Below are 20284 nucleotides of genomic sequence, written 5' to 3'. Positions count from 1 at the left end.
AGCATCAGCGACCCACATCAGCCCTCCGGAACGACGCGTCAGCGGACGTTTCAGCACCAGTGGGCTGTCGATCTGGCTGTCTAGGCCGCGCCCATTAACCACCTCTCTAGCGGTTAAAATACCCCCGAATTCGCCCCAATTTCTCGGGCTTCGCTGAAAAGCTGAGTCTAATCATTGGTCGGCAAGGAATCCTACCACCCCGACCAGTTCATCGGAACATGGAACGACACTCAGCTCTTGGGGTTGAACCTTCCGAGAAATGCCCCGGTTTATACCACAGTGGTTTCGGGTGTTTAGGGTGCGTCCTCAGAGATCGTTGATACGGAATCGACCGATATGTTTTTGTATTCAGCCGCCATCTTATTGAACAGATCCAAGTTCACATGGGCTTTCCAGCGACCCTAAGGCCGCAGAGTAGACAGGTAACCCGAGATGCTAACCGGGCCTAAAGACTGACCCAGGAACGCAGCACCGGCAAATGGCGTGTCAACCGTACCCAGCGACAGCGCCTCATTCAGCGCAGCCTCTTCGCTCAATTGCGAGGGCGGGCAGACCTTCAACATGAAACGATCGATGGTCTTTTCTTGCAAAAGCTCGGCGACACGCACAGCCGCTGTAAGATATGGTGTTGAAGCCCCGTGGACACGGCCAAAACGCAGAGTCTACTTTACCAGACCAGCCTTTTCTCCGAGTGCAAGAACACGGGCGATCCCAAAGGCGGTTTTTTTTAAATTTCATCCTTAGGAGCAATTCCTTCGGGTTGCTTGAAGACCTTCGCCGGTCTACCGAAATTGTTCAGACCTTTGCATTTATTCCGCCGCCAGTTCCGCTGAAAAACGGAAATCTTCGATGGTTTCGGGTTTTATTTCGATCGAGAACCCTGGCTTTTCCGGCGCCATATAGGCCCCGTTTCTCACCACACAGGGATCGACGAAGTGCTCGTGCAGGTGATCGACATATTCGATCCGCTTGCTGTCTTTCTCGCCCGAGATCGCGATGTAATCGATCATCGACATATGTTGGACATATTCGCACAGACCCACGCCCCCGGCATGGGGCCAGACGGGCAAGTTGTATTTCGCGGCCATCAGCATGACGGCCAGAACCTCGTTCAATCCTCCCATCCGACAGCTGTCGATCTGAACGATGTCGATCGCGCCTTCTTTGATGAATTGTTTGAACATGATCCGGTTCTGGCACATCTCACCCGTCGCCACTTTGACCGGCGCAACCCCTTCGCGGATTTCCTTGTGGCCAAACACGTCATCGGGGCTGGTGGGTTCTTCGATGAAGTACGGGCTTGCAAAGGACAGGGCCTTGACCCAGTCGATGGCCTGATCCACTTCCCATACCTGATTGGCGTCGATCATGATGTTTATGTCTTCGCCTAGAACCTCGCGGGCGATGGTCAGACGACGGATGTCATCGTCAAGGTCGCGGCCCACCTTGAATTTGGTGTGGGTAAAGCCTGCGTCCTTGGCCTCCTGACACAGGCGGCGCAGCTTGTCGTCGGGATAGCCCAGCCACCCGGCCGAGGTTGTGTAACACGGGTAGCCTTCGGCTTTCAGCTTGGTGATGCGGTTGTCTTTGCCCGGCGCGGCGGCGCGCAGCATGGCCAGCGCTTCGTCCGGGGTGATCGCATCGGTCAGATAGCGAAAGTCGATCAGGCGCACGATATCTTCGGGGGACATGTCACCCACCAATTGCCAGACGGGTTTCCCCGCCTCTTTCGCCCACAAGTCCCACGCCGCATTCACCACCGCGCCCGTAGCCAGATGGATCGCACCCTTGTCCGGCCCGATCCAGCGCAACTGGCTGTCTCCGGTGATATAACGCCAGAAGCGGCCCATATCTTCGGTGATCCATTCTAATTCCAAACCCTTGACCAAAGCGCCAAGCGCTTTGATCGCGGCCACGCAGATCTCATTGCCGCGCCCAATGGTGAACGTGAGGCCGTGGCCCTCATGCGCACCATCGGTTTCCAGCACCACATACGCGGCGGAATAGTCGGGATCGGGGTTCATCGCATCCGATCCGTCCAGACTGTCCGAGGTCGGAAAGCGCAAGTCTTCGGTTCGAATGCCGGTGATGCTGGTCATGCGCTGGCCTTTACATCCTGCCGTTGCACGCCCAGTCCTTCGATCCCCAACTCCATCTTGTCGCCGGGCTTCAGATAGGTTTGCGGGTTCTGTCCCATCCCAACACCCGGAGGCGTCCCGGTCGAGATCACATCCCCCGGCTGCAGCGACATGAATTGCGACAGGTGCGAGATCACCGTGGCAACGCCGAAATGCATCGTCTTGGTCGAGCCGTCCTGATAGCGATGCCCGTTGACCTCAAGATACATCGGCAGGTTTTGTGGATCCGGCACCTCATCGCGCGTAACCAGCCAGGGGCCGATTGGGCCAAACGTGTCGGCAGACTTGCCCTTGACCCACTGGCCCGAGCGGTGCAGCTGAAAGTCTCGCTCGGACAGATCATTGACTACGCAATAGCCCGCGACATGATCCAGCGCGTCCTCTTCCGAGACGTATTTCGCCTCTTTCCCGATCACCACGCCCAGCTCGACCTCCCAGTCGCTTTTGACCGAGTTGCGGGGGATTTCGACCGTGTCATTGGGACCGATGATTGCGGATGTGGCTTTGAAGAAGATGACTGGTTCGGCGGGCAGCTCCATGCCGCTTTCGGCGGCGTGGTCGGCATAGTTCAGGCCGATGCAGATGAACTTGCCCACCTGGCCCACACAGGCCCCAATGCGCGGGTTGCCCTCGACTAACGGCAAGGTTGCCGTGTCGATAGCTCGCAAAGCATCAAGACCGGCATCGGACAACACCTCGCCCGAGATGTCTCCAATCGTGCCCGACAAATCACGGATCGCGCCGTTTCCATCCAGCAGCCCCGGCTTTTCCTGACCAGCCAGGCCATAACGCAGCAGTTTCATCTAAGTCTCTCCTTGCTTACACGGTCCAGCCGCCGTCGATGGCGAAAGTCTGTCCAGTGGTAAATCCACTTTCATCGCTGGCCAGATAGGTCGCCAGCGCTGCAATCTCGTCTGTGTGGCCAATCCGCCCCATCGGTTGCCGCGCGATAAAGTCTTTCAGTGCCTGATCGTAGTCACCAGTTGCCCGCAAACGGTCATGCAAACTGGGGCTGTCTACGGTTCCGGGGCAAATTGCGTTGCAGCGAATGCCCTGTGTTACGAAATCCGCTGCAATTGACTTTGTCAGCCCGATCACCGCAGCCTTGGACGTGCAATAAGAGAACCGGTTCGGCACACCCTTAATCGATGACGCAACCGAGGACATGTTGATGATCGACCCCCCGCCGGCCTCCAACATGCCCGGCAGCACCAGCTTGGCCAGCCGGTACATTGCCTTGACGTTCAGATCAAAACTGAAATCCCACTGGCCCTCGTCACAATCCAAGATCGAGCCCGCGCCCACAAAGCCTGCGCAGTTGAACAGAACATCCAGAGGACCGGTTTGCTCCACCGCTTCTGTCACTGCATCCGCGTCTGTGACATCCAGCTTCAACGCGGTGACACCTTCGAGTTCGGCCAGTTCAGCCAAGGTGTCGTCGTTGATGTCGCAAGCTATCACCTGAGCGCCCTCGGCCACGTACCTCTCGACGCTGGCGCGTCCGATGCCTTGCCCCGCAGCGGTAACCAAAGCTTTTTTTCCGGCCATTCGGCCCTGAGTTGGGTTCATATCGATCTCGATCATTGGTTCAGATGTTATGTGTTGGCCGATGTGAGCGATCAAAGCCAGCCGTCTTTAGCCTGAGTTTTACATTGGACTTCAGCCTCGCTCAGACCAGCAATGCGTCAGCGCTCTGGAATTTGGCTTGGGCGGTCTTTTCTACCATGATTCCTCCCCACTATATTTAAATGCAAATCATACTTTCATTTATAAATCAACATTGACTTCTGACTACGACCCAAGCGATGATCGAACGCTCAGACTCATCGGCCTGACCAGGAGGGCAAAGTGGCAAATTCGTCCGAGAAATACCGCGCTCCAGCGTTAGAAAAAGGACTTGATATTATTGAGCTTCTTGCCCTTCACGGCGACGGAATATCACAAGGTGAAATTGCGCGAGCCTTGCAACGTTCGCAAAGCGAAATTTACCGAATGCTATCCACATTGGTGCGGCGGGGGTATGTCGTTCGATCGAAGGACGGTGATCTTTACTCCCTAAGCCTGAAAATGTTCGCAGTGTCCCAGGGGCATCCACCAATTGAACGCCTGATGGAGGTTGCCTCCCCCAAAATGCGCGCAGTCACCAGACTTGCCTGGCAGTCTTGTCACCTTGGTATGGAAAGCAATGGAGACATCGTCGTCGTTGCTTCGGTTTCGGCCCCAGGAAATTGGGTGTTTTCGTTGCGCGTAGGCACTGTCATTGGCCTAAGCAACACAGGTACTGGCCGCGTTTTGGCTGCGTTTCGAAGCGACCAGCAGATCGAGGAACTTCTGGATATGCATCGGTTGGCACAGGGAGAACCGGAAATCGACCGCAGTGAGTTCCTAGAGCATGTGAGCCGTATTAGGGAAGTTGGTTACGAGCGTATGCCATCTGCAACAGCAGTGGGCGTCACGAACCTTGCCTTTCCCGTCTTCGACCGTGAACGTGTGCCAATTTGTGTCGTGAACTGCCCCTATGTCGAGCGTATCGACAAGTTAGACGTGCCATCGTTGGATGAAGTACATCTGTTGTATCAGTCTTTGGCCGACGAGCTTACCAATTTCTACTCTGGCGAAAGCAGTTTACTGACCGAGCATTGACGGGAAAGGTTATGTGACCCCATTGAAGCTCCGCTGACCCAACAACGGACGCAGGGTACCCGGTGCAGTAATTGCGGCAGCCCTCGGCCGACTGCCGTTGACTTGTTACCGGCTTAAACCGACGCAAAGTTTCCTTCAGAAATCGCTTAGAAACGCGAATGCTCGGGCCTTTTTGTTTCTGGGGATATGGACACCGACGTCGGAGACGCGGCTACCCCACTGGCTGCTTCAGCGTGGGGGACGCTCTCGCGCATTTTGAGGCGGACAACGGTGAACATACCAGCGACCAGCATCAGCACCCAACACATCCATTGGACCGCTCTGTCACTGCCAAGAAGAGATCCGATACCCCCAAAAATTGGCCCGACCACGCTGCCGACGGTGTAAACAAACAACAAGGTGACAGCTGTGGCGCCTACATAAACAGGAACTGTACGGTCCATGGCATGCGCAACAAGGACCGAATAGAGCGGCATGATCAGGCCTCCCAGAAACACAGAGCCGATTATCATGACAACTTGCAGCACGAGCCCGCTTTCCCCGGCGATTGTAAACCCCTCGTTGCGTGAGGCAATTGACAGGATCATGACGGTCAAGGCGGCGCTCAGTGACATCGCTGCGATCATATAGCGGCGGTCCATTCGATCTGATGCGTGGCCGATTGGGAACTGAAACAGAATACGTCCCAAGTAGAAGGCTGCCACGACAAACGCGATCATATTTGCGCTCATCCCTGCGACCGAAGCCTGATAAGGCAAAACAGTCAGCAGCAGCGCCAATACGAAGCCGTTCACAAACACTCCGATGAACGCGGTTGGGGATTCCCGGAAGGACGCGATAAGGCGCAACTGCGCGTGCGCAGGTACACTGGGGGGAGAGGTTCGAGTCGGCACCAGAACGATGATCGCAATCGAATAAAGTGCGGACATCATCACAAACGCTTCGGACAAATCGCCCGAGAACAGTATGATAAAGGCCTGGCTTGCGACAGACGTCACACCCAAAACGATGTAGTAGATGGACAGGATGCGCCCTCTGCTATTTGCGGGTGCAGAGTCGTTGATCCACGCATCCCCAATGGAATACAGACTGGCCGTAGCCAATCCGGTCGCAAATCGCGCAGCAATCAGGACAAAGGTGTTTTCTGAGATCGACAACAACAGGGCACACAGGCAGCACAATGCCGCCGAGGCTGCAAATGCCCGTATGTGACCAATCCGGGCCAAAGGCCGAAAGACAAAAAAACACCCAAGCAAGAAACCCAGAGAATAGCTTGCAGCGACGAAAGACGCTGCCTCTTGGCTGCCACCGGCATCCGCAATGCGCAACGACACCAAGGTGCCCAAAGCCGCCGTCGACAGGTGGATCATTCCAATGGACACAAACAACGAACGCAGAGACACAATGGATATCGTCATTTCAGCCTCATATTGGTTTGCAAGCTACGGACCCGACGACAGTTATCGTTGTCTACAGCTTGAATTTCACGCCGATGAGCAAACCGTGCTGTTCAACGTCATAGACGAACCCGTCTCCATCCTCGCGATCGACAGAGAAGTACCGGTAGCCACCGACCACATCCACGGTGTCACTCACCCGATAGCCGAAACCGCCGAACACATCCGAGGTAAAATCCGACCCCCCGCCACCAACGAATGCCCAACCCGTCACATACCAGTCTTCTGAAACACTCGATCGACCGCGAAGGCCAAAGATACCGTCAAGCCATTCGTCCCCTCCGCTGACCTCACGGCCCGGAACGGTTCCAGCCCTTAGCGAGCCGTCAATGGATACGTCATAATACCGAAAGCCAACAACCAGTTTCAATTCGGATGTTTGAGTTGCTAGTGCCACGTATTCTGTGCCAAGCGTTGCGATCAGAATATCCGTGTCGATAACGGCTGAGCTAAATGCCGGGCCAGGTGTTGAAGCGTCCGAGTCGAAATCGAAATATTGAAGATCACCGAAAATACCGAACCTGTCCTTTGTTGCTGATCCAGCAATCATGAAACCGATTTCCAGCTCGTCCAGCAAGTCACTGAATGACGCATCGACACCCAATGTCGGCGCTCTCGGCCCCGGAGATACGTCGCCATTCAGACTGGGCATCCAAAGATATGGGGTCAGTCCGAAATCCCACTCGGATGCCGCCTCCTGAGCCTGTCCGGAAAGAGGTGCAAAAGTCAGCGCCAAGGCGACTGCAGGTTTCCATGCTGCGATCTGGGTACGTTTTCCCTGATGGCTACTCCGGTGTGTTTCGGACAAATTTTTCCGATGCATGTTTCAATTTCTCCTCAACCAGCGTCATTTTGCATGTGACGGACTATCTGCGCCGCGGGTCGTCTGCACCACGCGTTGGCCGGGGTTGTGGCCCCGATCGTTTCGGTCCACTCGGTATGTGCGGCCATTTTCTTCAGTGTTTCCGGAAATGCGGTGGCCAACACTGTCACGTTGCCATCCCAACCCTGTTCTTCGATCAGCGTCTTGCGGGCGTCCGGCTGTTGGCCCGCGTTATCCTGAACAAACTGATCTGCCTTGGACACTTCAAGCGGGTAGGTCGCCGCGACAAGCATCTGAATCAGCAGCGTACCCGGATAAAGCGCAACCGGAGTGGTAAGTTTCTGAAGCTCTTCCGCCGTAAACTGGGCCTCGTCCGCTGTTTCCGCCGCTTGCTCGGTCGTTGTGTTCTGCGCCGTTGCTCCGACGGGTGCAACCAACACGGCAGCGATCCATAGAAATGCCAAAAAAACGGTCGATCTTGTGCGCATCTCAGGGATTCCTTTTCCGAAATTCGCTGAAGCCGAGGACAAGGCAGTTACTGGCGCGACTGGATGGTCTATTCATCCGCCCACCCTCACAACTTGCAGCAGCCCGTCGATGCCGGTGCCAATTTTGCGACCCACAGGGAAACTGACATCCGATTCAAAACTTGAGTTTTCACTCAGGGCAGTGCCGATCAACTGCGCGATTTCGGGCGAGTCCTTGAATTTCGAATGTGCCAATGAGCCCGTATTTTTGACTGCGCTCAGGTCGATTGCATTGACGCCCAGTTCGGCCAAATCCTCGGCTGGGATCTGCCCCAGACGCGAGACACCGCCGGCGACCCGTTGGCTGGCCCTGAGCGCCTTGTCATCCTGAGACACAAGCACGACGAACCGTCGATACTGTTCCGGAAACCTGCGAATTTGCGTCAGAAACAGATCGATATCTATATCGGGTGCGGCCAGAACGACGTTTTGGGCCTTCCCCGTCGGGTTCAGCCCGGTCGTCATTGAAATCTGCCGCCCGGCCTCCATGACCAGGAATGTGCCCATCGAATGAGCCACTAGATCGTATCCTTCAATGTTGCTGCTTTCCATGACGGAAAACATGCTGACCAGGTGATCTCGAGCGATCAGGGCGCTGTTTATGTCGTAGACATATTTGACGGTCTGCCCGCTTGAAGCCCAGGTGAACAAGATCGGGACCCCCTTGTATCCGGAATCTTCGACGAATTGGGCCATTTGCAAAACCGCGCTGGTCAGGTTCGTGTTATAGCCATGCACGAACAACAGCACTTCGTGATCATTGCGGGGCAAAGCTCGCACCGAACGGCTGACTTCTTGCCTGAATTGGGTTCCGTCACTGAACAACTGCGGTGCTGTGATCACGAAATGCTTGCGTGGGTCGGCAGGCAGGGATGACGGTCGTTCAATATTCCCTTTCTGATGATCCGGGGGGATGGTGACGTCGACAGCAGCAAAGCTCATGTCAGAGGCGCGGTCGCCTGAAAAGAACTCGGATGGGTCGTCAGACAGAGCGCGCGGCGTCGCAATGTAGATCCTATGGCGGGTGAGTTCCGGAACGCTGGAAACCGGTATTGCGGTTTCGACGCCCACAAGGTTTTGGGGCCCGCCGCACCCCGCGCAAACACTTAGCAGCATGACGATCAAAAAGCGCATTGAAACCAGTCCTGTTACAGGTCTGTCGAGTGGGGCCGCTATATTGGGCGCCCCCCGGAGGCGTCATTGGAACTGAATCTTTATGGATTGTTCGACCGGGGCCGACAGCTTTACACCCGTGGATTTATGGCGCGCAACGATCACTACGCACGCAGCGTTGACCAGCGTAATATCACCAGCCGATTGAACCGGGACAACACCACCGGCCACTCCGAAATATTGCCCAACAAAATCCAGCGGGTCGGTCAGACCATATACCTCACCCTCAATCTCGCCCACGCGAGCACCCGACTCCAAGGCCTTCACGCCGTTGGCCGAGAAGGGGATCTCTTGCCCGTCATTCAAGGTCAGAACACCTTTGCCCCATCGAACCCCAACAAGGATCGAGAAGCTTTGGCCGTCAAAGGTGATCTTTCCGGAAAGCGGCAGGTTTTCTCCGCAGGGGGCATTGGCCGTCTGCGCTGTGGCCGCAGGTATCTGAGTAAAGGAAAGCGCCAGGATGGCAACGGTATTGAGTGCTGTTTTCTTAGAAATAAACGGGATCATTGCGGTCTCCTACTCGGATTAGGGTTTCAAAGGATGTGTCTCGGGGGACTTATTGTTCGGGTGTTTGCCGCATGAAGAAGAACTCCTCGACAACAGCCTTGGTTTCGGGACGTAGGTTGACGATCCCGTCATAAGGGACACCGGTGCCCGGAGGCGTATCGGGGTATTTCTGTTTGCGTAGGAAATGCCGCTGGATCATGTTGACGAATTTCGCGCTGCCCCAGGCACCGATCTCGGTCGAGACGGGATATTTTTCCTGTGGGTCGCGAAACAGGTCGTAGAAATCCGCGAGGATCGCGTTTTCGATGTTTCCGCCGGGGATCGCCAGCTTGTATTGCTCTTTAACCACAGCCTCCAACTTGTCGATGTTGTAGAGGAACACATAGTCCCGGCGGCCATGCGCCTCGCCCTTCAGCAGCAGAGATGTCTGGTCAATACCGTCGATGACCCGATCGCGCGGGATGGCATCAGTGGCCCCAGCCACACGCGCTAGCGTTGTGAACAGATCGGTGACATGGACCATATCGCCAACAACCGATCCGGCCTGGATCATCTCGGGCCAGCGAACAAAGGCGTCCACGCGAACGCCACCCTCGGTCGTGGCACCCTTGCCGCCCCGGAAGATCATGGGCGTGTAGCCTGACTGAGGCGCGTATTTTGTGAAATGGCCGTTATCGCCCATGATGATGACGATGGTGTTGTCGGCGACGCCCAACGTCTCCATCTCGGCCAAAAGGTCGCCGATCCAGCTGTCCACCAGCTTCATTTTCTCGACATAGTGACCGCCATTGGGCGTCGTGTATTCGCTGGTTGTCGTGCGCGGTCCGGTTAACGGATAAAGCGGCCAGTATTGCAAGAAGAACGGCTCGTCCTTGGCGGCAAGGCTACGTAGCTGTTCCATTGCCTGCTCTTGATATCGCACGTTCATTTCATGGTACTTGGCTTCGTTCCAACGTTCGCCCGGTTCCATATGGACCTCGCGCACGTCCTCGTTGCGCACGCCTTCCACTCCAGTGGCCAAACGCGAAGCGTCAGTGCGCAACCAACGATCCATCGTATAGAGATCGTCATAGTTGTTGTCGCCGATCCCAATCGAGACCTCCTCGTCGGCTGCATCGTCGTGATAGATCGTCAACTGACCCTGCTGATGGATCGGAAAAGCCGCAAAATCGAAACCTTGGTAATTTGGCCAGGACTCGCGGATATCGCCCATGTGCCACTTTCCGATATGGGCGGTGTTGTATCCGGCATCTGACAGCAGTTCGGCCAGTGTCACCTCATCTTCAGCTAGGCCGAAGCCCGCTAACTCGACCTGCGTGTTGCCCATCCCATTCCGATGCGGCTGTCGGCCGGTCATAAAAGCCACGCGGGTTGGTGTGCAGGAAGGTTCCGTATACATCCGCGCCAGCCGCATACCTTCGGCGGCGAATTGATTGATCGCGGGGGTCTTGTAGCCACGGATCATGTTCAGGGTTTCACTGCCCAGATCGCCAAAGCCGATATCGTCAATCAAGATATACAGAACATTCGGTGGCTTGCCGTCATTAGCGTCCTGAAATTGGGCCAGTGCTGCGTCGATTTCCTGATCTTCGCGCGCCCATTCTTCGCCGTTCTGCGCTTCGAGAATGTAGTATTCGGCGTCCCTGACGATCGGCCCGCTCTGCGCGCCGACTTGCGTGCCGGTCAACACCGAAATACCTGCGATCAGCGCGGTTGCGAGGGTGTGGCTATTGCGCGGCTCTGTCATGCTATCATCCCGTTTTCTGATCCAAGAACCCTGATCGCCCTGCGGGTCGGAAACTTCCGAAACAGCCTGAACCATCAGATGGTTGTGCAGACAATTGGATGATGCAAAACGCCACCGAACAATGTAACTTGGGGCGTGTAACCGTTACAGATTGTCTGTGAGGCGACCCGCCTATGGCTGAGACCGAAATTGACAGAGAGGAAAAGCAAGCCGCTCTGCGTCGCGTTGTTGAAAGCGACGAATTCGGCGGGGCCGAACGCCTGAGGGCTTTCCTGACCTACGTAGTCGAACAGGAACTGGCCGGGCGACCAGACATGATTTTGGGAAAAAGGATCCTGGAAGAGGTGTACCACAAAGGCCCATGTGCCGATGGTGCGCCAGAAAACGTGGTCAGGGTCGATGCCACCAGATTGCGCCAAAGGTTGGATCTTTACTATGGCACCGAAGGTCGAGAGGACCCGGTGCGTATTTATATCGACAAGGGGGGCTACACCCCTCGTTTTGAACTGAGGTCTAAGACGACCGAGCCGGCCCCTCGGGCTCGTCCCGCATTTCGGGTAAAATGGGTTCTGGGAGGCACTCTTGTTGCAGGGCTTGCGGCAGCGGTCTATTTCAGCTTCTTGCGCACGGACACAACCCCTGAGGCGCTATCGCCTGAAGCACGATCCGCGTTGTTCGAAAATAATCCCACCAACCTTTTGGCCAGAAACATGACCCAAGAGGCGCGGGGCTTGCTGTTTCCTGCGCCCGAACTGGTACGCGTTTCAGCAGCGCTGGACATGTTCGAAGAGGCAATGCGACTGGACCCGAACTACTATGGCAGCTACGCGGGGGCTTCGCAGGCGTCGACCATACTTGCCGGGCTGTCCCCCAACGCGGAGATGCGTCAGGCCTATATGCAATCAGCTAATGAATTGGCGGAACGCGCGCTCGAACTGGATTCGACCAAATCATGGAGCCATTCCGCCAGGGCCTTTTCGCAAATGGTACGTCGCGATTTTGCTTCAGCGCAAACCTCCAGTCGCCGTGCCTTAGAGCTTGAGCCCGATGACCTATACGCGCTTGAAATCGATGCCATAATTTCGGTGTTTTCGGGCGATTTCGAACGGGCGATAGCCAACGCAAACCCAAAACTTCATCAACATCGCCCCGGGCGGGGGCTGCCTTGGCGCAACACATTGGGGAATGCGTATTTCCACGCGGGTGAATACCAAAAGTCGATCACTCACCTGACGCAAGCGGTCCGTTCTGGAGGTCCAATAAGCGAGATCAACACCGCCCATCTTATCGCTGCCTATCAGGCATCTGGACAGCATGAAAAAGCTAGGGAAATGGTTGTTGCGTTTCAAACGTCGTGGCCGGAAAGCCGTGTTTCGCAGGTCCTAAAAGCCTTGTTCGAGGACATAGCCGATGCCGAACGTGTTTTGCGACAATTGGCGGCTGCTGGATGGATCGATCCGGTCTCGCGATAAGTCCATTCGATTGTAGTATTGTTTTCTTTTTTGATTGCGTGGGTTGAGCTAGCGAGCGGAGATGGGTCGCGCTCAGTTCCGATCACTCGGACTGCGCCTACATGCTTCGGAGCTGTGTCGATCGCGCAAACATGGTTTGGGCTTCACATAGGCAACAGCGGGCACACTTTTTTGCCGAAGAACAAAAGGGATGACCGAGATCGGTAGAACAACCAGCATCCGCTGCAAACCCAAAGGTTTAACTCCGCCTTTACTTATCGATCTTGCTGATCTTTGTCCCCTTAAGACTAGTTCCCGCCATCAAACCTTCCTGACCGAACACTATTGGAACGATATCTCCTTGAAGGTCATTGGTGCCCATGGAAGCAGACCAGCCTTGATCACCACCAACCAGTGTCGGTCCGGTGCCTGCCTCCCAGCCATTGTTGTTGCGAAAATATTCAAGGGCAGCGTCGTTCATGAAGAACATTGCATATGAGAATTGCTGAACACCCGCCTGAAACCCGTATGAGGCACCCGCAATATTGTAGTAGCCCGTTGTGACCCCATTCTCTCGCATGGCGCCTTCACCGAATTGACCTCCGACGACCAAGCCACCTGCAGTGACTTTCGGAAAAATCAAAATGGCTATCGCTTCTTCGGACAAGTCTCTGGCTTCGGATGAGTTGCTGTACAATTGATCAAGTGCGGCACTTGCCCCATTGTCGATTTCGGACGCGGTCAAACCACTGGTCGTGTCCAAAACAGCCTCGCTTGCAGTTTCAGCGACATCACCTGCCTTTTTGGCCGCGTCGGAAACGCCTTTCGTCACCTTGTCCAGAAGGTTTTCCGCATATGCGGATTGCTCGGTGGGAAACCCTAAAATGCCAACAAACAAAAATGCGGCGAAAAATATGAAACGCAACATCTTATCCTCCATGTTCATCCGAAGTGACTTGGCAAAAAAGCACATGCTGTCACAGATAGCACAGCTGACTTCGGATTAGTTCAAGTATCTATTGCGCAGCTTTTCCAGATCCTGATCTGTCAGCCCAAGGCCCTCATGCAGGTAATTGTCGACCGAACCGTAAGTCTCGTTCACACTGCTATAGAAGTTATTCAAATACTCCATTCGAACACCCAACGAGGGCCAGACCGCTTCAGGGGTCATGCTCGTGCCGCGTTCAGCGTTCACTTGATAAGCAATTTTCACGGATGCGTTGCGGGCATCCTTGAGAACGTTGCTCATCATGAAATCTGCCTCGATGTCTTCTTGTGTGACGCCCAACGCGCTCAACACCAAGGCGGTGGCAACACCGGTTCTGTCTTTTCCACCCGAGCAGTGATACAGCACAGCCTCCCCCTCCGGTTGCTCGATCAGGACGTCAAACAAAGCACGAAATTCTTTTGTGTAGTCAGTGGCGATATATCCGAAGGCCTCGAAAAAGAGAGTGTCCGTTTGCGTCTCGGTCGCCGTCCCTGACTTGATGCTTGCACGCATGTCTTCGATCATCTGAGCCTCTTGTTCCATGACCGGGAAATTGTAGCGTTCAGGCCCTTGTCCATCCGGCCACAAAACAGGGTCAGCGGTCGATTCCAACGTGGTTCTTAGATCCACTATGGAAGTAACCCCCAGATCCTCGACAAGAGCCATTCCGTCGGCACCCATACGATCAATTTCACCGGAACGAATAAGTTGCCCGGTTCGAATGCTGCGCCCGTCTTTGGTCTGCAATCCGCCTAAGTCCCTGGTATTGGCCACGCCTTCAATCGGGATGGCGCGATCCTCGGAGGCTTGCGTTTGCTCAGCATCCCCCAACCCGCATAAGGCGAGAGCTACGATTGCCGCGCGTACAATGGTCATTTGTTTCTCCTTCCGGGTGGTCTTAGGGTGATGATGGGAATGACCGTCAAGGGTTTGGTGAACCTCAGGTTTGGGTCACGTTTCGACCTTAGAAATCAAACCGAGCGCCGACGAAGGGACCGTCAAAGGTCAAATCCGAAATCGCCTGCGAATTACCGATGTTCCAATCGAGATACCGATAGCCCAGCACCAGGTCCCAATTGTTGATCTTGTAATTTGCAGCCAAGCTAAGCTGAGTTGTCAGGTCACTTTCTCCGGCACCGATATCCGCATAGTAGGACATCCCCCAACGATCACTGAACTGGCGTGTTCCACGCAGACCGACCACAACGTCCCAGTTGTTGATCTTACCCGACACACGTTGCGAGCCGCCGGAGACTTCGATGTCAACGGTATTGTCTAGGTTCAGGCTTCTTACCCCGCCTAAAACTGTGAAAAGGGTGCCTGGCGCATCAACCAAATCGTATCCAACCGAGCCCGTAAATACGGTCCCTTCGACATCGACATCCGAAGAGGCAGGGATACCCGGACCGACGGCACTATTTTGATCGTTGCTCAGGTTGAGATACAGGGCATCGACAAAGACCGAAAGCTTTGCGCGTCGCGCTTCGACAGCGCCCATCAACCCGAAGTCGAGATTGTCCAGAATGTCGCTGAAACTTACATCGATGCTGTTCCCAGTGGTTGTTTCACCGCTTAATGCGGGCGCCCAGAGATACAGGTAGGCGGTAAAATCCCAGGTCGGGTTATCTGCCTTCGCGGGCAGAGCAAATCCGGCCCAAAACGCGCAGGCAATCGCAGACAAGCGCCATCTCTTTCCGGCGAAAAAGGTACTGTTCATTTTCAGGGCCTTTGTGAAATTTCTAAGTGCGGAGGGGCGCAGAGGTGCAAGCTCTGCGCCCGGCTGAGTGGTTTATTGCCAGCTCATGAACACGTCGCGTGTTTCCTCACTTTCAGGACGCAAGTTCTCAATACCGCCGTAGGGAATGTCTTTACCAATTTCCGAGTTGGGATATTTGGCCATCATCTTTTGATGTCGCTTGACCATGTCCTGGAACGAGGCGCCGGCCCAAAGAGAATACCCAACTAGCGGATGTTCTTCGCGCGGGTCCCTATAGACATTGTAGGTCGGCGCAGCAGCCCCCGGAGCACCCGGCGCAGGCAGATGCATCTTGAATTCCTGTTTGACGATCGACCGCAGCACGGGGCCTTCGTAGACGTAAACATAATCACGCCGCCCATTACCTTCACCCTCCAGCAGCAACGCTGTTTGGTCGACCCCGTCAATTACTCGGTCGCGCGGAATGAATTCTGTCGCCCCGGCAATGCGCGCGATCGTGGTGTAAATATCCGAGACGTGGAAAATGTCCCCTGCAGCGCTGTCAGCTTCGATCACACCGGGCCAGCGAATAAACGCATCCGTGCGCACCCCGCCTTCCAGATGCTGAGTTTTGCCGCCGCGATAGATCAATTGGTTCAGGCCAGAGGTTCCTTCGTAGTGATACATCAGGCCATTGTCGGCCATGATCATGACGATGGTATTGTCGGCCTCACCTGTCTCCTCTAGCTTGGCCAGAACGTCTCCGATCCATTCGTCCAAAAGCTGCAACTTGTCCGCATGAAACCCGCCGTTGCGCGAGAGGACTTGATCTGGGTAGACAAAGTTCAACGGGTAAAGAGGCCAGTATTGCAGAAAGAATGGCTCATCCAGCGCCGCAACGCGCTCAAGCTGCTCCATCGCTTGCACCTGATAGCGCTCATTCATCTCTTCATATTTGGCCTGTGTCCACTCTTCGCCCGGGGCCATTTCAACCTCGCGCGCGGGCCCGCCTGCTTCGGCCTCAACCCCTGTCACCAAGCCGTAGGGTTTAAAGCGCTCGTCCAGCAAAAATTGGTTGTTCTGACCCGAGGCATGGTATCCCAACATATTGTTGGCCTGCATTGCCTCGCGGGTCATCAGACTTAGCTGCACCTGTTGGTGCAGCGGAAAGGCTGCGTAGTCGAAACCCTGATTGTGGGGATAGGCCTCTTCGATATCGCCCTGATGCCACTTGCCAACGTGAGATGTGTTATACCCCACCTCTTTCAGAATCTCGGGAAGCGTCACTTCGCTGGCAGGCAAACCCTCACCAACCAGAGCGACCTTGACCTCTTCAACCCCGGCCCGGATCGGATGCCGACCGGTCAACATAGCTGTACGTGTCGGTGTGCAGGACGGTTCAGTGTACATCCGCATCAGCGACATGCCTTCGCGGGCAAAACCGTTGATATTGGGTGTCTCGATCCCCATCACATAGTTCATCTTTCGCTCGCCCATCTGGCCGAAGCTGATGTCGTCAATCAGAATATACAAAAAATTCGGAGGCTTACCCCCGTTGGCCTCACGAATTTCAGCAAGTTTGGCGTCGATCTCGAGATCCTGCGCGTCCCACTCCTCTCCAAACTGAGCACGCAAAAAGCTGAATTCGCCGTCGTGTACAATGGGGTCGCTTTGCGCAACAACCTGCCCCCCGGTTAGGAATGTAAACATGGTTGTGGCCAACGCCATATATCTCAAACTAATCGTCACTGCAGGCTCTCCAGTTGGTGGTTACGTCTTGCAACGCCGCCACAAGAAGGTCGTGGCATTGGGCCGATAATGATTGATCGGACTGATGTGCCAGCTCTGTTAGGCGTCGGTACTCGGGCGGGGTGACAAAGGTCACAACCCTTTTGGAACGGGCGTCGGCATTTGGCAAGCGTGGTCTGCCCATGCGCGACTTGGAAGCTTGACGCGACACTTGACTTGGCCCCCCTCCAGTTTGTTTTCTTTACCGGTAAACTGTCAGGATGCTGAAATGGACCACATCAAAAATCGGCCAGATCCGCAGGAATTCGATGCCAGCGCCGCTGAAGCGGCCCCTTCTGCGATCATGCTTGACCTGATGCATCCCAATGATCTTGCCGCGATGACGCCCTGGGAAATGGACTTTCGCCAGCTTGACCCCGGCCCTTTGTGCACACAAATCGCGGTGCGCTCTAGCCCGGCATGTTCTGTTTTGAACATCTCGCTCAGCGGTGCGGTTCACCAACGCGGCGTCTCACCCGACGGGTGGAGCACATTCGGCATTTCCCGCAGAGGTACAATAGACTCCTGGCAAGGATGTGCGCTTGACGACGACGCCTTTCTGACTTTTGGAAACAAAGATGGCTTCGACGGCGTGTCTACGGGACGTTTCTTTGGCAATGTCGTTTCTTTCAACACCCGGCGGTTCCAGAATCTCGCTCAGTGTTGCGGATATTCTATCGCAAGCGAAGGCCCGGCGCTGCGAATACAGATTTCCGATGTTAATGCGCGCAGAATGGATTGGCTGGAACGAGAAATCGCAAATCTGTTGAAACACTCGGATAAGCCGTGGAGCGAAGATGTTGAAGAAGCTCTGATGATCAAAGTGTTAGCCATCCTGACCAGCAGCGCAATTCATCAAGACAAGAGTTCAGCCCAAACCAGACGCCGCGCCCTTAACCGGGCTTTGGAGATGATGAACGACAATGCGCTGGAGCCCGTTTCCATCGAAGACCTGTGCGCAGCAACCGGCGCGTCATTGCGCACCCTGAACCGCGCTTTCAACGAACGCTTCGGGTATGGTCCAAAAGCATATTATATGCGACTGCGATTGGACGGTGTTCGCGAAGATCTACTGAACGGGGCTGGAGCGAAATCAATTGCCGATATAGCCAACAAACATGGGTTTTGGCACATGGGGCAATTCGCCCGAGACTATCGGCTGTTTTTTGGCGAATTGCCATCGGAGACGCAGATGAGACGCAGTGCGTGACGGTCTTCAAGCGCCTCGGCATAAATTTTGCGGTTAGAGCTTGAACACACGGGCCCGGCGATACCCACCACCCGACATCCAGCCCGCGACGCCCTAAAAGGGACACCATGAACATGTTTCCGGTGGCAAGCACCAACAGGGGAATTCTGTGCGCTTTGAACCTGTCAACTTATTCGTCCGGCTCGGCGGGTGGGGGCAACAGGTTCATCTCGGTTCCGGTCAGTTGGGCGATCAGGCTTTCAAGAGCAAAGTCGCCTGGATTGGCGCGACTGGCAGCCGCGATGAGTTCTTCGACCTTTTCCTGCTGCCCGGAAACCGCTGCGATGCGGATACGCATGATCCAGGCGTCGACCAGCATGGGGTCCATTTCAACGGCGCGGGCAAAGGCCTGATCGGCGGCGGGAAGGTTGCGGGTGGTCAACGCAAAGCCACCCAGTTGCAAATGGGTTTCGGGAAAGTCCAGCCGCGCAGCCATCGCGCTTTGCCACTCGCCTATCGCCGAACGGAACGCGGCCGCAATCTTGTCAGGCAAATGCGCGATGGGTGCATTATAGAGCCCACGCGCCGCCGCGATCCGGACATTGCGGCTGGGATCATCCAGCATGGGCAACACTCGCTGTACCCGCTCATGACCGGGCAGGCTGTGCATGGCTTCGACAGCGGCAGATCGGATCACGGGGTCTGCCGCGTTGACCATATCCGAAATGCGCCCGATCTGTTTGGGGTCGCCGGTCTGGCCGATCAGCCAGATGGCAGTCGCCCGGATCAGTGCCGGGCTGCGGGCACTAAGGGCCAGGTCCACCAGATCGTCCGAGGCCAATGTGGGATTGATCTGTGCCCGCGCCAATACCTGCCCGAAATGCGGCCCGCGGTTGGAACTGTCTGGGAACCAGTCGCGCAGCCGTGCTGCGGCCCAGTCCGGGGTCTGATCGGTGTGGCAGCTGGTGCAGGCATCCGGCGCGCCAGTCTCGGCGCTCAGATCCGGGCGGGGGATGCGGAAGGAATGATCGGCCCGCCAGTCATTGCCCATATAGACCTGCTCTGTCATGTGACAGGACCTACATTGCGCCCCGGCGCTGCCTTCCGGGTGGTGATGATGGGCGGGGCTGTCGAATTCGGCCAGCGGCAGGCTGGGAAAGCGCGGGTTGCCATCGGGGTTATGACACTGTGCGCAGACGGCGTTGCCATCAGCTATGACTTCGGCGCTATGGGCATCGTGGCAATTGGAACAGGTGACGCCCTTTTCATGCATTTTCGATTGCAGGAACGACCCGTATACATAGACCTCATCCCGGATCTGACCATCGGGGTAATAGAGGCCGGGCCGCAGCAGCGATAGGTTGTAGGCGTCGTGATAGGCGGTGCCCGGTTCAGGGTTGCCGTCAAAGAACGCCTCGCGTCGGGAATGACATCCCGCGCATTGTTGGATCAGCCCTTGCGGTGTCGACAGGTCAGCCGAGAATCCAAAGTTCAAGGGGGGCTCGCCAGCGCCCTGGGCCCATCCCACATGATCACGACCGGGGCCATGGCAGGCCTCACAGCCGACGCCAATCTCGGCCTGAGTGGTCTGATATGTATCCGAGGCCGGGTCGTATCCGGTGTCGTACCCGGTGGCATGGCAGACACCACAGCGCGCGTTCCAGCTTTTGTACGGCCCCGTCCAGTGCAGTGCGTCCGAGGGTGGCACGTTCTGATCCGGGTAAAGGTGGAACCATTCGGACTTTTCCGTATCCCAGACCACGTCGAAGCTCTGCAACCGGCCGGGCTCGGTTTCCAGCAAGTATTGCTGCAGAGGTTCGACACCGACAACTGAATGCACCGGGTAGTCGGTTGGCACACCGTCGCGCTCAGTCACCGTAACGTGGTGGGTGCCGTCTGCTTCAATACGAAACCGCGCGGTCATGTCGCCCAACGTGAAAGTTGTCCCGTCGAAATCCGCGCGGATGTTGTCGTGTACGGCCTCAGTCCAGGCCCCCGCGTGGTGCGAGCCTTTCCAGGCATCAGCCTCGGCGCGGTGGCATTCGGTGCAGGCGTCCGAGCCGACATAATCTGCGCTTTGGGCGATAGCCGGCACAGCAGGGCCAGTAAGGATGAACAGGGCAGAAATGAGCAGGCGCATCAGAGTCCTTCGGTCGG

General features: G+C 55.8%; 18 protein-coding genes. 3 read left to right on the top strand and 15 right to left on the bottom strand.

Annotated features, from left to right (window positions below; translation table 11 throughout):
• Nucleotides 1-401: 401 nt before the first annotated feature.
• The 4 genes from ACR3E7_RS00690 to ACR3E7_RS00675 all read right to left on the bottom strand — a co-directional run bounded on the left by ACR3E7_RS00690 (nucleotide 402) and on the right by ACR3E7_RS00675 (nucleotide 3722).
• Nucleotides 402-659 carry a hypothetical protein gene (locus ACR3E7_RS00690; protein WP_480503368.1) on the bottom strand — a complete coding sequence of 86 codons (258 nt, stop codon included), beginning with the start codon at nucleotides 657-659 and terminating at the stop codon, nucleotides 402-404.
• A gap of 150 nt (nucleotides 660-809) precedes the next feature.
• On the bottom strand, nucleotides 810-2099 hold the full coding sequence (locus ACR3E7_RS00685; protein WP_480503360.1) for an L-fuconate dehydratase: 1290 nt from the start codon (nucleotides 2097-2099) through the stop codon (nucleotides 810-812).
• Nucleotides 2096-2941, bottom strand: a complete 846-nt coding sequence (locus ACR3E7_RS00680) for a fumarylacetoacetate hydrolase family protein (RefSeq protein WP_480719387.1) — start codon at nucleotides 2939-2941, stop codon at nucleotides 2096-2098. Before ACR3E7_RS00680 ends, ACR3E7_RS00685 begins: the two co-directional genes overlap by 4 nt.
• A 16-nt stretch (nucleotides 2942-2957) precedes the next feature.
• The gene (locus tag ACR3E7_RS00675; protein WP_480505629.1) at nucleotides 2958-3722 is read right to left on the bottom strand and encodes an SDR family oxidoreductase; all 765 of its coding nucleotides are present in this window, start codon (nucleotides 3720-3722) and stop codon (nucleotides 2958-2960) included.
• Between the two features lie 264 nt (nucleotides 3723-3986).
• Here ACR3E7_RS00675 and ACR3E7_RS00670 point away from each other — a divergent pair, with 264 nt between their 5' ends.
• The gene (locus ACR3E7_RS00670; protein ID WP_170775035.1) at nucleotides 3987-4781 is read left to right on the top strand and encodes an IclR family transcriptional regulator; all 795 of its coding nucleotides are present in this window, start codon (nucleotides 3987-3989) and stop codon (nucleotides 4779-4781) included.
• A gap of 146 nt (nucleotides 4782-4927) precedes the next feature.
• On the opposite strand, the gene ACR3E7_RS00665 is transcribed toward ACR3E7_RS00670, so the two are convergent.
• The 6 genes from ACR3E7_RS00665 to ACR3E7_RS00640 all read right to left on the bottom strand — a co-directional run bounded on the left by ACR3E7_RS00665 (nucleotide 4928) and on the right by ACR3E7_RS00640 (nucleotide 11015).
• The gene (locus tag ACR3E7_RS00665; protein ID WP_480505627.1) at nucleotides 4928-6199 is read right to left on the bottom strand and encodes an MFS transporter; all 1272 of its coding nucleotides are present in this window, start codon (nucleotides 6197-6199) and stop codon (nucleotides 4928-4930) included.
• Nucleotides 6200-6251: 52 nt separating this feature from the next.
• The gene (locus tag ACR3E7_RS00660) at nucleotides 6252-7061 is read right to left on the bottom strand and encodes a hypothetical protein (RefSeq protein WP_480505625.1); all 810 of its coding nucleotides are present in this window, start codon (nucleotides 7059-7061) and stop codon (nucleotides 6252-6254) included.
• Between the two features lie 14 nt (nucleotides 7062-7075).
• Complete coding sequence (locus ACR3E7_RS00655; RefSeq protein ID WP_480505623.1) at nucleotides 7076-7549, bottom strand: DUF3300 domain-containing protein; 474 nt, start codon at nucleotides 7547-7549, stop codon at nucleotides 7076-7078.
• Nucleotides 7550-7621: 72 nt separating this feature from the next.
• Nucleotides 7622-8722 (bottom strand): alpha/beta hydrolase, encoded by a 1101-nt coding sequence (locus ACR3E7_RS00650; RefSeq protein ID WP_170775043.1) that lies wholly within the window; start codon nucleotides 8720-8722, stop codon nucleotides 7622-7624.
• Between the two features lie 63 nt (nucleotides 8723-8785).
• Complete coding sequence (locus ACR3E7_RS00645) at nucleotides 8786-9268, bottom strand: hypothetical protein (RefSeq protein ID WP_480505621.1); 483 nt, start codon at nucleotides 9266-9268, stop codon at nucleotides 8786-8788.
• A 49-nt stretch (nucleotides 9269-9317) separates the two neighbouring features.
• Nucleotides 9318-11015: a sulfatase-like hydrolase/transferase gene (locus ACR3E7_RS00640; protein WP_170791502.1), complete on the bottom strand. Its 1698-nt coding sequence runs from the start codon at nucleotides 11013-11015 to the stop codon at nucleotides 9318-9320.
• Between the two features lie 173 nt (nucleotides 11016-11188).
• Here ACR3E7_RS00640 and ACR3E7_RS00635 point away from each other — a divergent pair, with 173 nt between their 5' ends.
• Nucleotides 11189-12487 carry a tetratricopeptide repeat protein gene (locus ACR3E7_RS00635; protein WP_480505619.1) on the top strand — a complete coding sequence of 433 codons (1299 nt, stop codon included), beginning with the start codon at nucleotides 11189-11191 and terminating at the stop codon, nucleotides 12485-12487.
• A gap of 250 nt (nucleotides 12488-12737) precedes the next feature.
• On the opposite strand, the gene ACR3E7_RS00630 is transcribed toward ACR3E7_RS00635, so the two are convergent.
• The 4 genes from ACR3E7_RS00630 to ACR3E7_RS00615 all read right to left on the bottom strand — a co-directional run bounded on the left by ACR3E7_RS00630 (nucleotide 12738) and on the right by ACR3E7_RS00615 (nucleotide 16860).
• A complete protein-coding gene (locus ACR3E7_RS00630; RefSeq protein ID WP_480505617.1) occupies nucleotides 12738-13412 on the bottom strand; it encodes a lipid-binding SYLF domain-containing protein in 675 nt (224 codons plus the stop codon).
• A gap of 57 nt (nucleotides 13413-13469) precedes the next feature.
• The gene (locus ACR3E7_RS00625; RefSeq protein ID WP_480505615.1) at nucleotides 13470-14330 is read right to left on the bottom strand and encodes a tyrosine-protein phosphatase; all 861 of its coding nucleotides are present in this window, start codon (nucleotides 14328-14330) and stop codon (nucleotides 13470-13472) included.
• 88 nt (nucleotides 14331-14418) lie between these two features.
• A complete protein-coding gene (locus ACR3E7_RS00620) occupies nucleotides 14419-15171 on the bottom strand; it encodes a porin family protein (protein ID WP_480505614.1) in 753 nt (250 codons plus the stop codon).
• 72 nt (nucleotides 15172-15243) lie between these two features.
• Nucleotides 15244-16860, bottom strand: a complete 1617-nt coding sequence (locus ACR3E7_RS00615) for a sulfatase-like hydrolase/transferase (RefSeq protein WP_480505612.1) — start codon at nucleotides 16858-16860, stop codon at nucleotides 15244-15246.
• A 307-nt stretch (nucleotides 16861-17167) separates the two neighbouring features.
• On the opposite strand from ACR3E7_RS00615, the gene ACR3E7_RS00610 reads away from it, so the two are divergent.
• Entirely contained in the window at nucleotides 17168-18148 is a 981-nt protein-coding gene (locus tag ACR3E7_RS00610; RefSeq protein WP_480505610.1) for a helix-turn-helix domain-containing protein, read from the top strand.
• A 169-nt stretch (nucleotides 18149-18317) separates the two neighbouring features.
• Here the strand turns inward: ACR3E7_RS00610 and ACR3E7_RS00605 are convergent, their stop codons facing one another.
• Nucleotides 18318-20267, bottom strand: coding sequence for a multiheme c-type cytochrome (locus tag ACR3E7_RS00605; protein WP_480505608.1), 1950 nt, complete (start codon nucleotides 20265-20267; stop codon nucleotides 18318-18320).
• Nucleotides 20268-20284 lie beyond the last annotated feature (17 nt).

It is taken from the genome of Ruegeria sp. BK1 (assembly GCF_056535645.1).
This window is presented reverse-complemented; position numbering and strand designations above follow the sequence as displayed.

Coding starts and splice junctions, on each gene's coding strand:
- ACR3E7_RS00685 (WP_480503360.1), bottom strand. CDS start 2,099: ATGACCAGCATCACCGGCATTCGAACCGAAGACTTGCGCTTTCCGACC.
- ACR3E7_RS00680 (WP_480719387.1), bottom strand. CDS start 2,941: ATGAAACTGCTGCGTTATGGCCTGGCTGGTCAGGAAAAGCCGGGGCTG.
- ACR3E7_RS00675 (WP_480505629.1), bottom strand. CDS start 3,722: ATGATCGAGATCGATATGAACCCAACTCAGGGCCGAATGGCCGGAAAA.
- ACR3E7_RS00665 (WP_480505627.1), bottom strand. CDS start 6,199: ATGACGATATCCATTGTGTCTCTGCGTTCGTTGTTTGTGTCCATTGGA.
- ACR3E7_RS00660 (WP_480505625.1), bottom strand. CDS start 7,061: ATGCATCGGAAAAATTTGTCCGAAACACACCGGAGTAGCCATCAGGGA.
- ACR3E7_RS00655 (WP_480505623.1), bottom strand. CDS start 7,549: ATGCGCACAAGATCGACCGTTTTTTTGGCATTTCTATGGATCGCTGCC.
- ACR3E7_RS00650 (WP_170775043.1), bottom strand. CDS start 8,722: ATGCGCTTTTTGATCGTCATGCTGCTAAGTGTTTGCGCGGGGTGCGGC.
- ACR3E7_RS00645 (WP_480505621.1), bottom strand. CDS start 9,268: ATGATCCCGTTTATTTCTAAGAAAACAGCACTCAATACCGTTGCCATC.
- ACR3E7_RS00640 (WP_170791502.1), bottom strand. CDS start 11,015: ATGACAGAGCCGCGCAATAGCCACACCCTCGCAACCGCGCTGATCGCA.
- ACR3E7_RS00635 (WP_480505619.1), top strand. CDS start 11,189: ATGGCTGAGACCGAAATTGACAGAGAGGAAAAGCAAGCCGCTCTGCGT.
- ACR3E7_RS00630 (WP_480505617.1), bottom strand. CDS start 13,412: ATGAACATGGAGGATAAGATGTTGCGTTTCATATTTTTCGCCGCATTT.
- ACR3E7_RS00625 (WP_480505615.1), bottom strand. CDS start 14,330: ATGACCATTGTACGCGCGGCAATCGTAGCTCTCGCCTTATGCGGGTTG.
- ACR3E7_RS00620 (WP_480505614.1), bottom strand. CDS start 15,171: ATGAACAGTACCTTTTTCGCCGGAAAGAGATGGCGCTTGTCTGCGATT.
- ACR3E7_RS00615 (WP_480505612.1), bottom strand. CDS start 16,860: ATGTTTACATTCCTAACCGGGGGGCAGGTTGTTGCGCAAAGCGACCCC.
- ACR3E7_RS00610 (WP_480505610.1), top strand. CDS start 17,168: ATGGACCACATCAAAAATCGGCCAGATCCGCAGGAATTCGATGCCAGC.
- ACR3E7_RS00605 (WP_480505608.1), bottom strand. CDS start 20,267: ATGCGCCTGCTCATTTCTGCCCTGTTCATCCTTACTGGCCCTGCTGTG.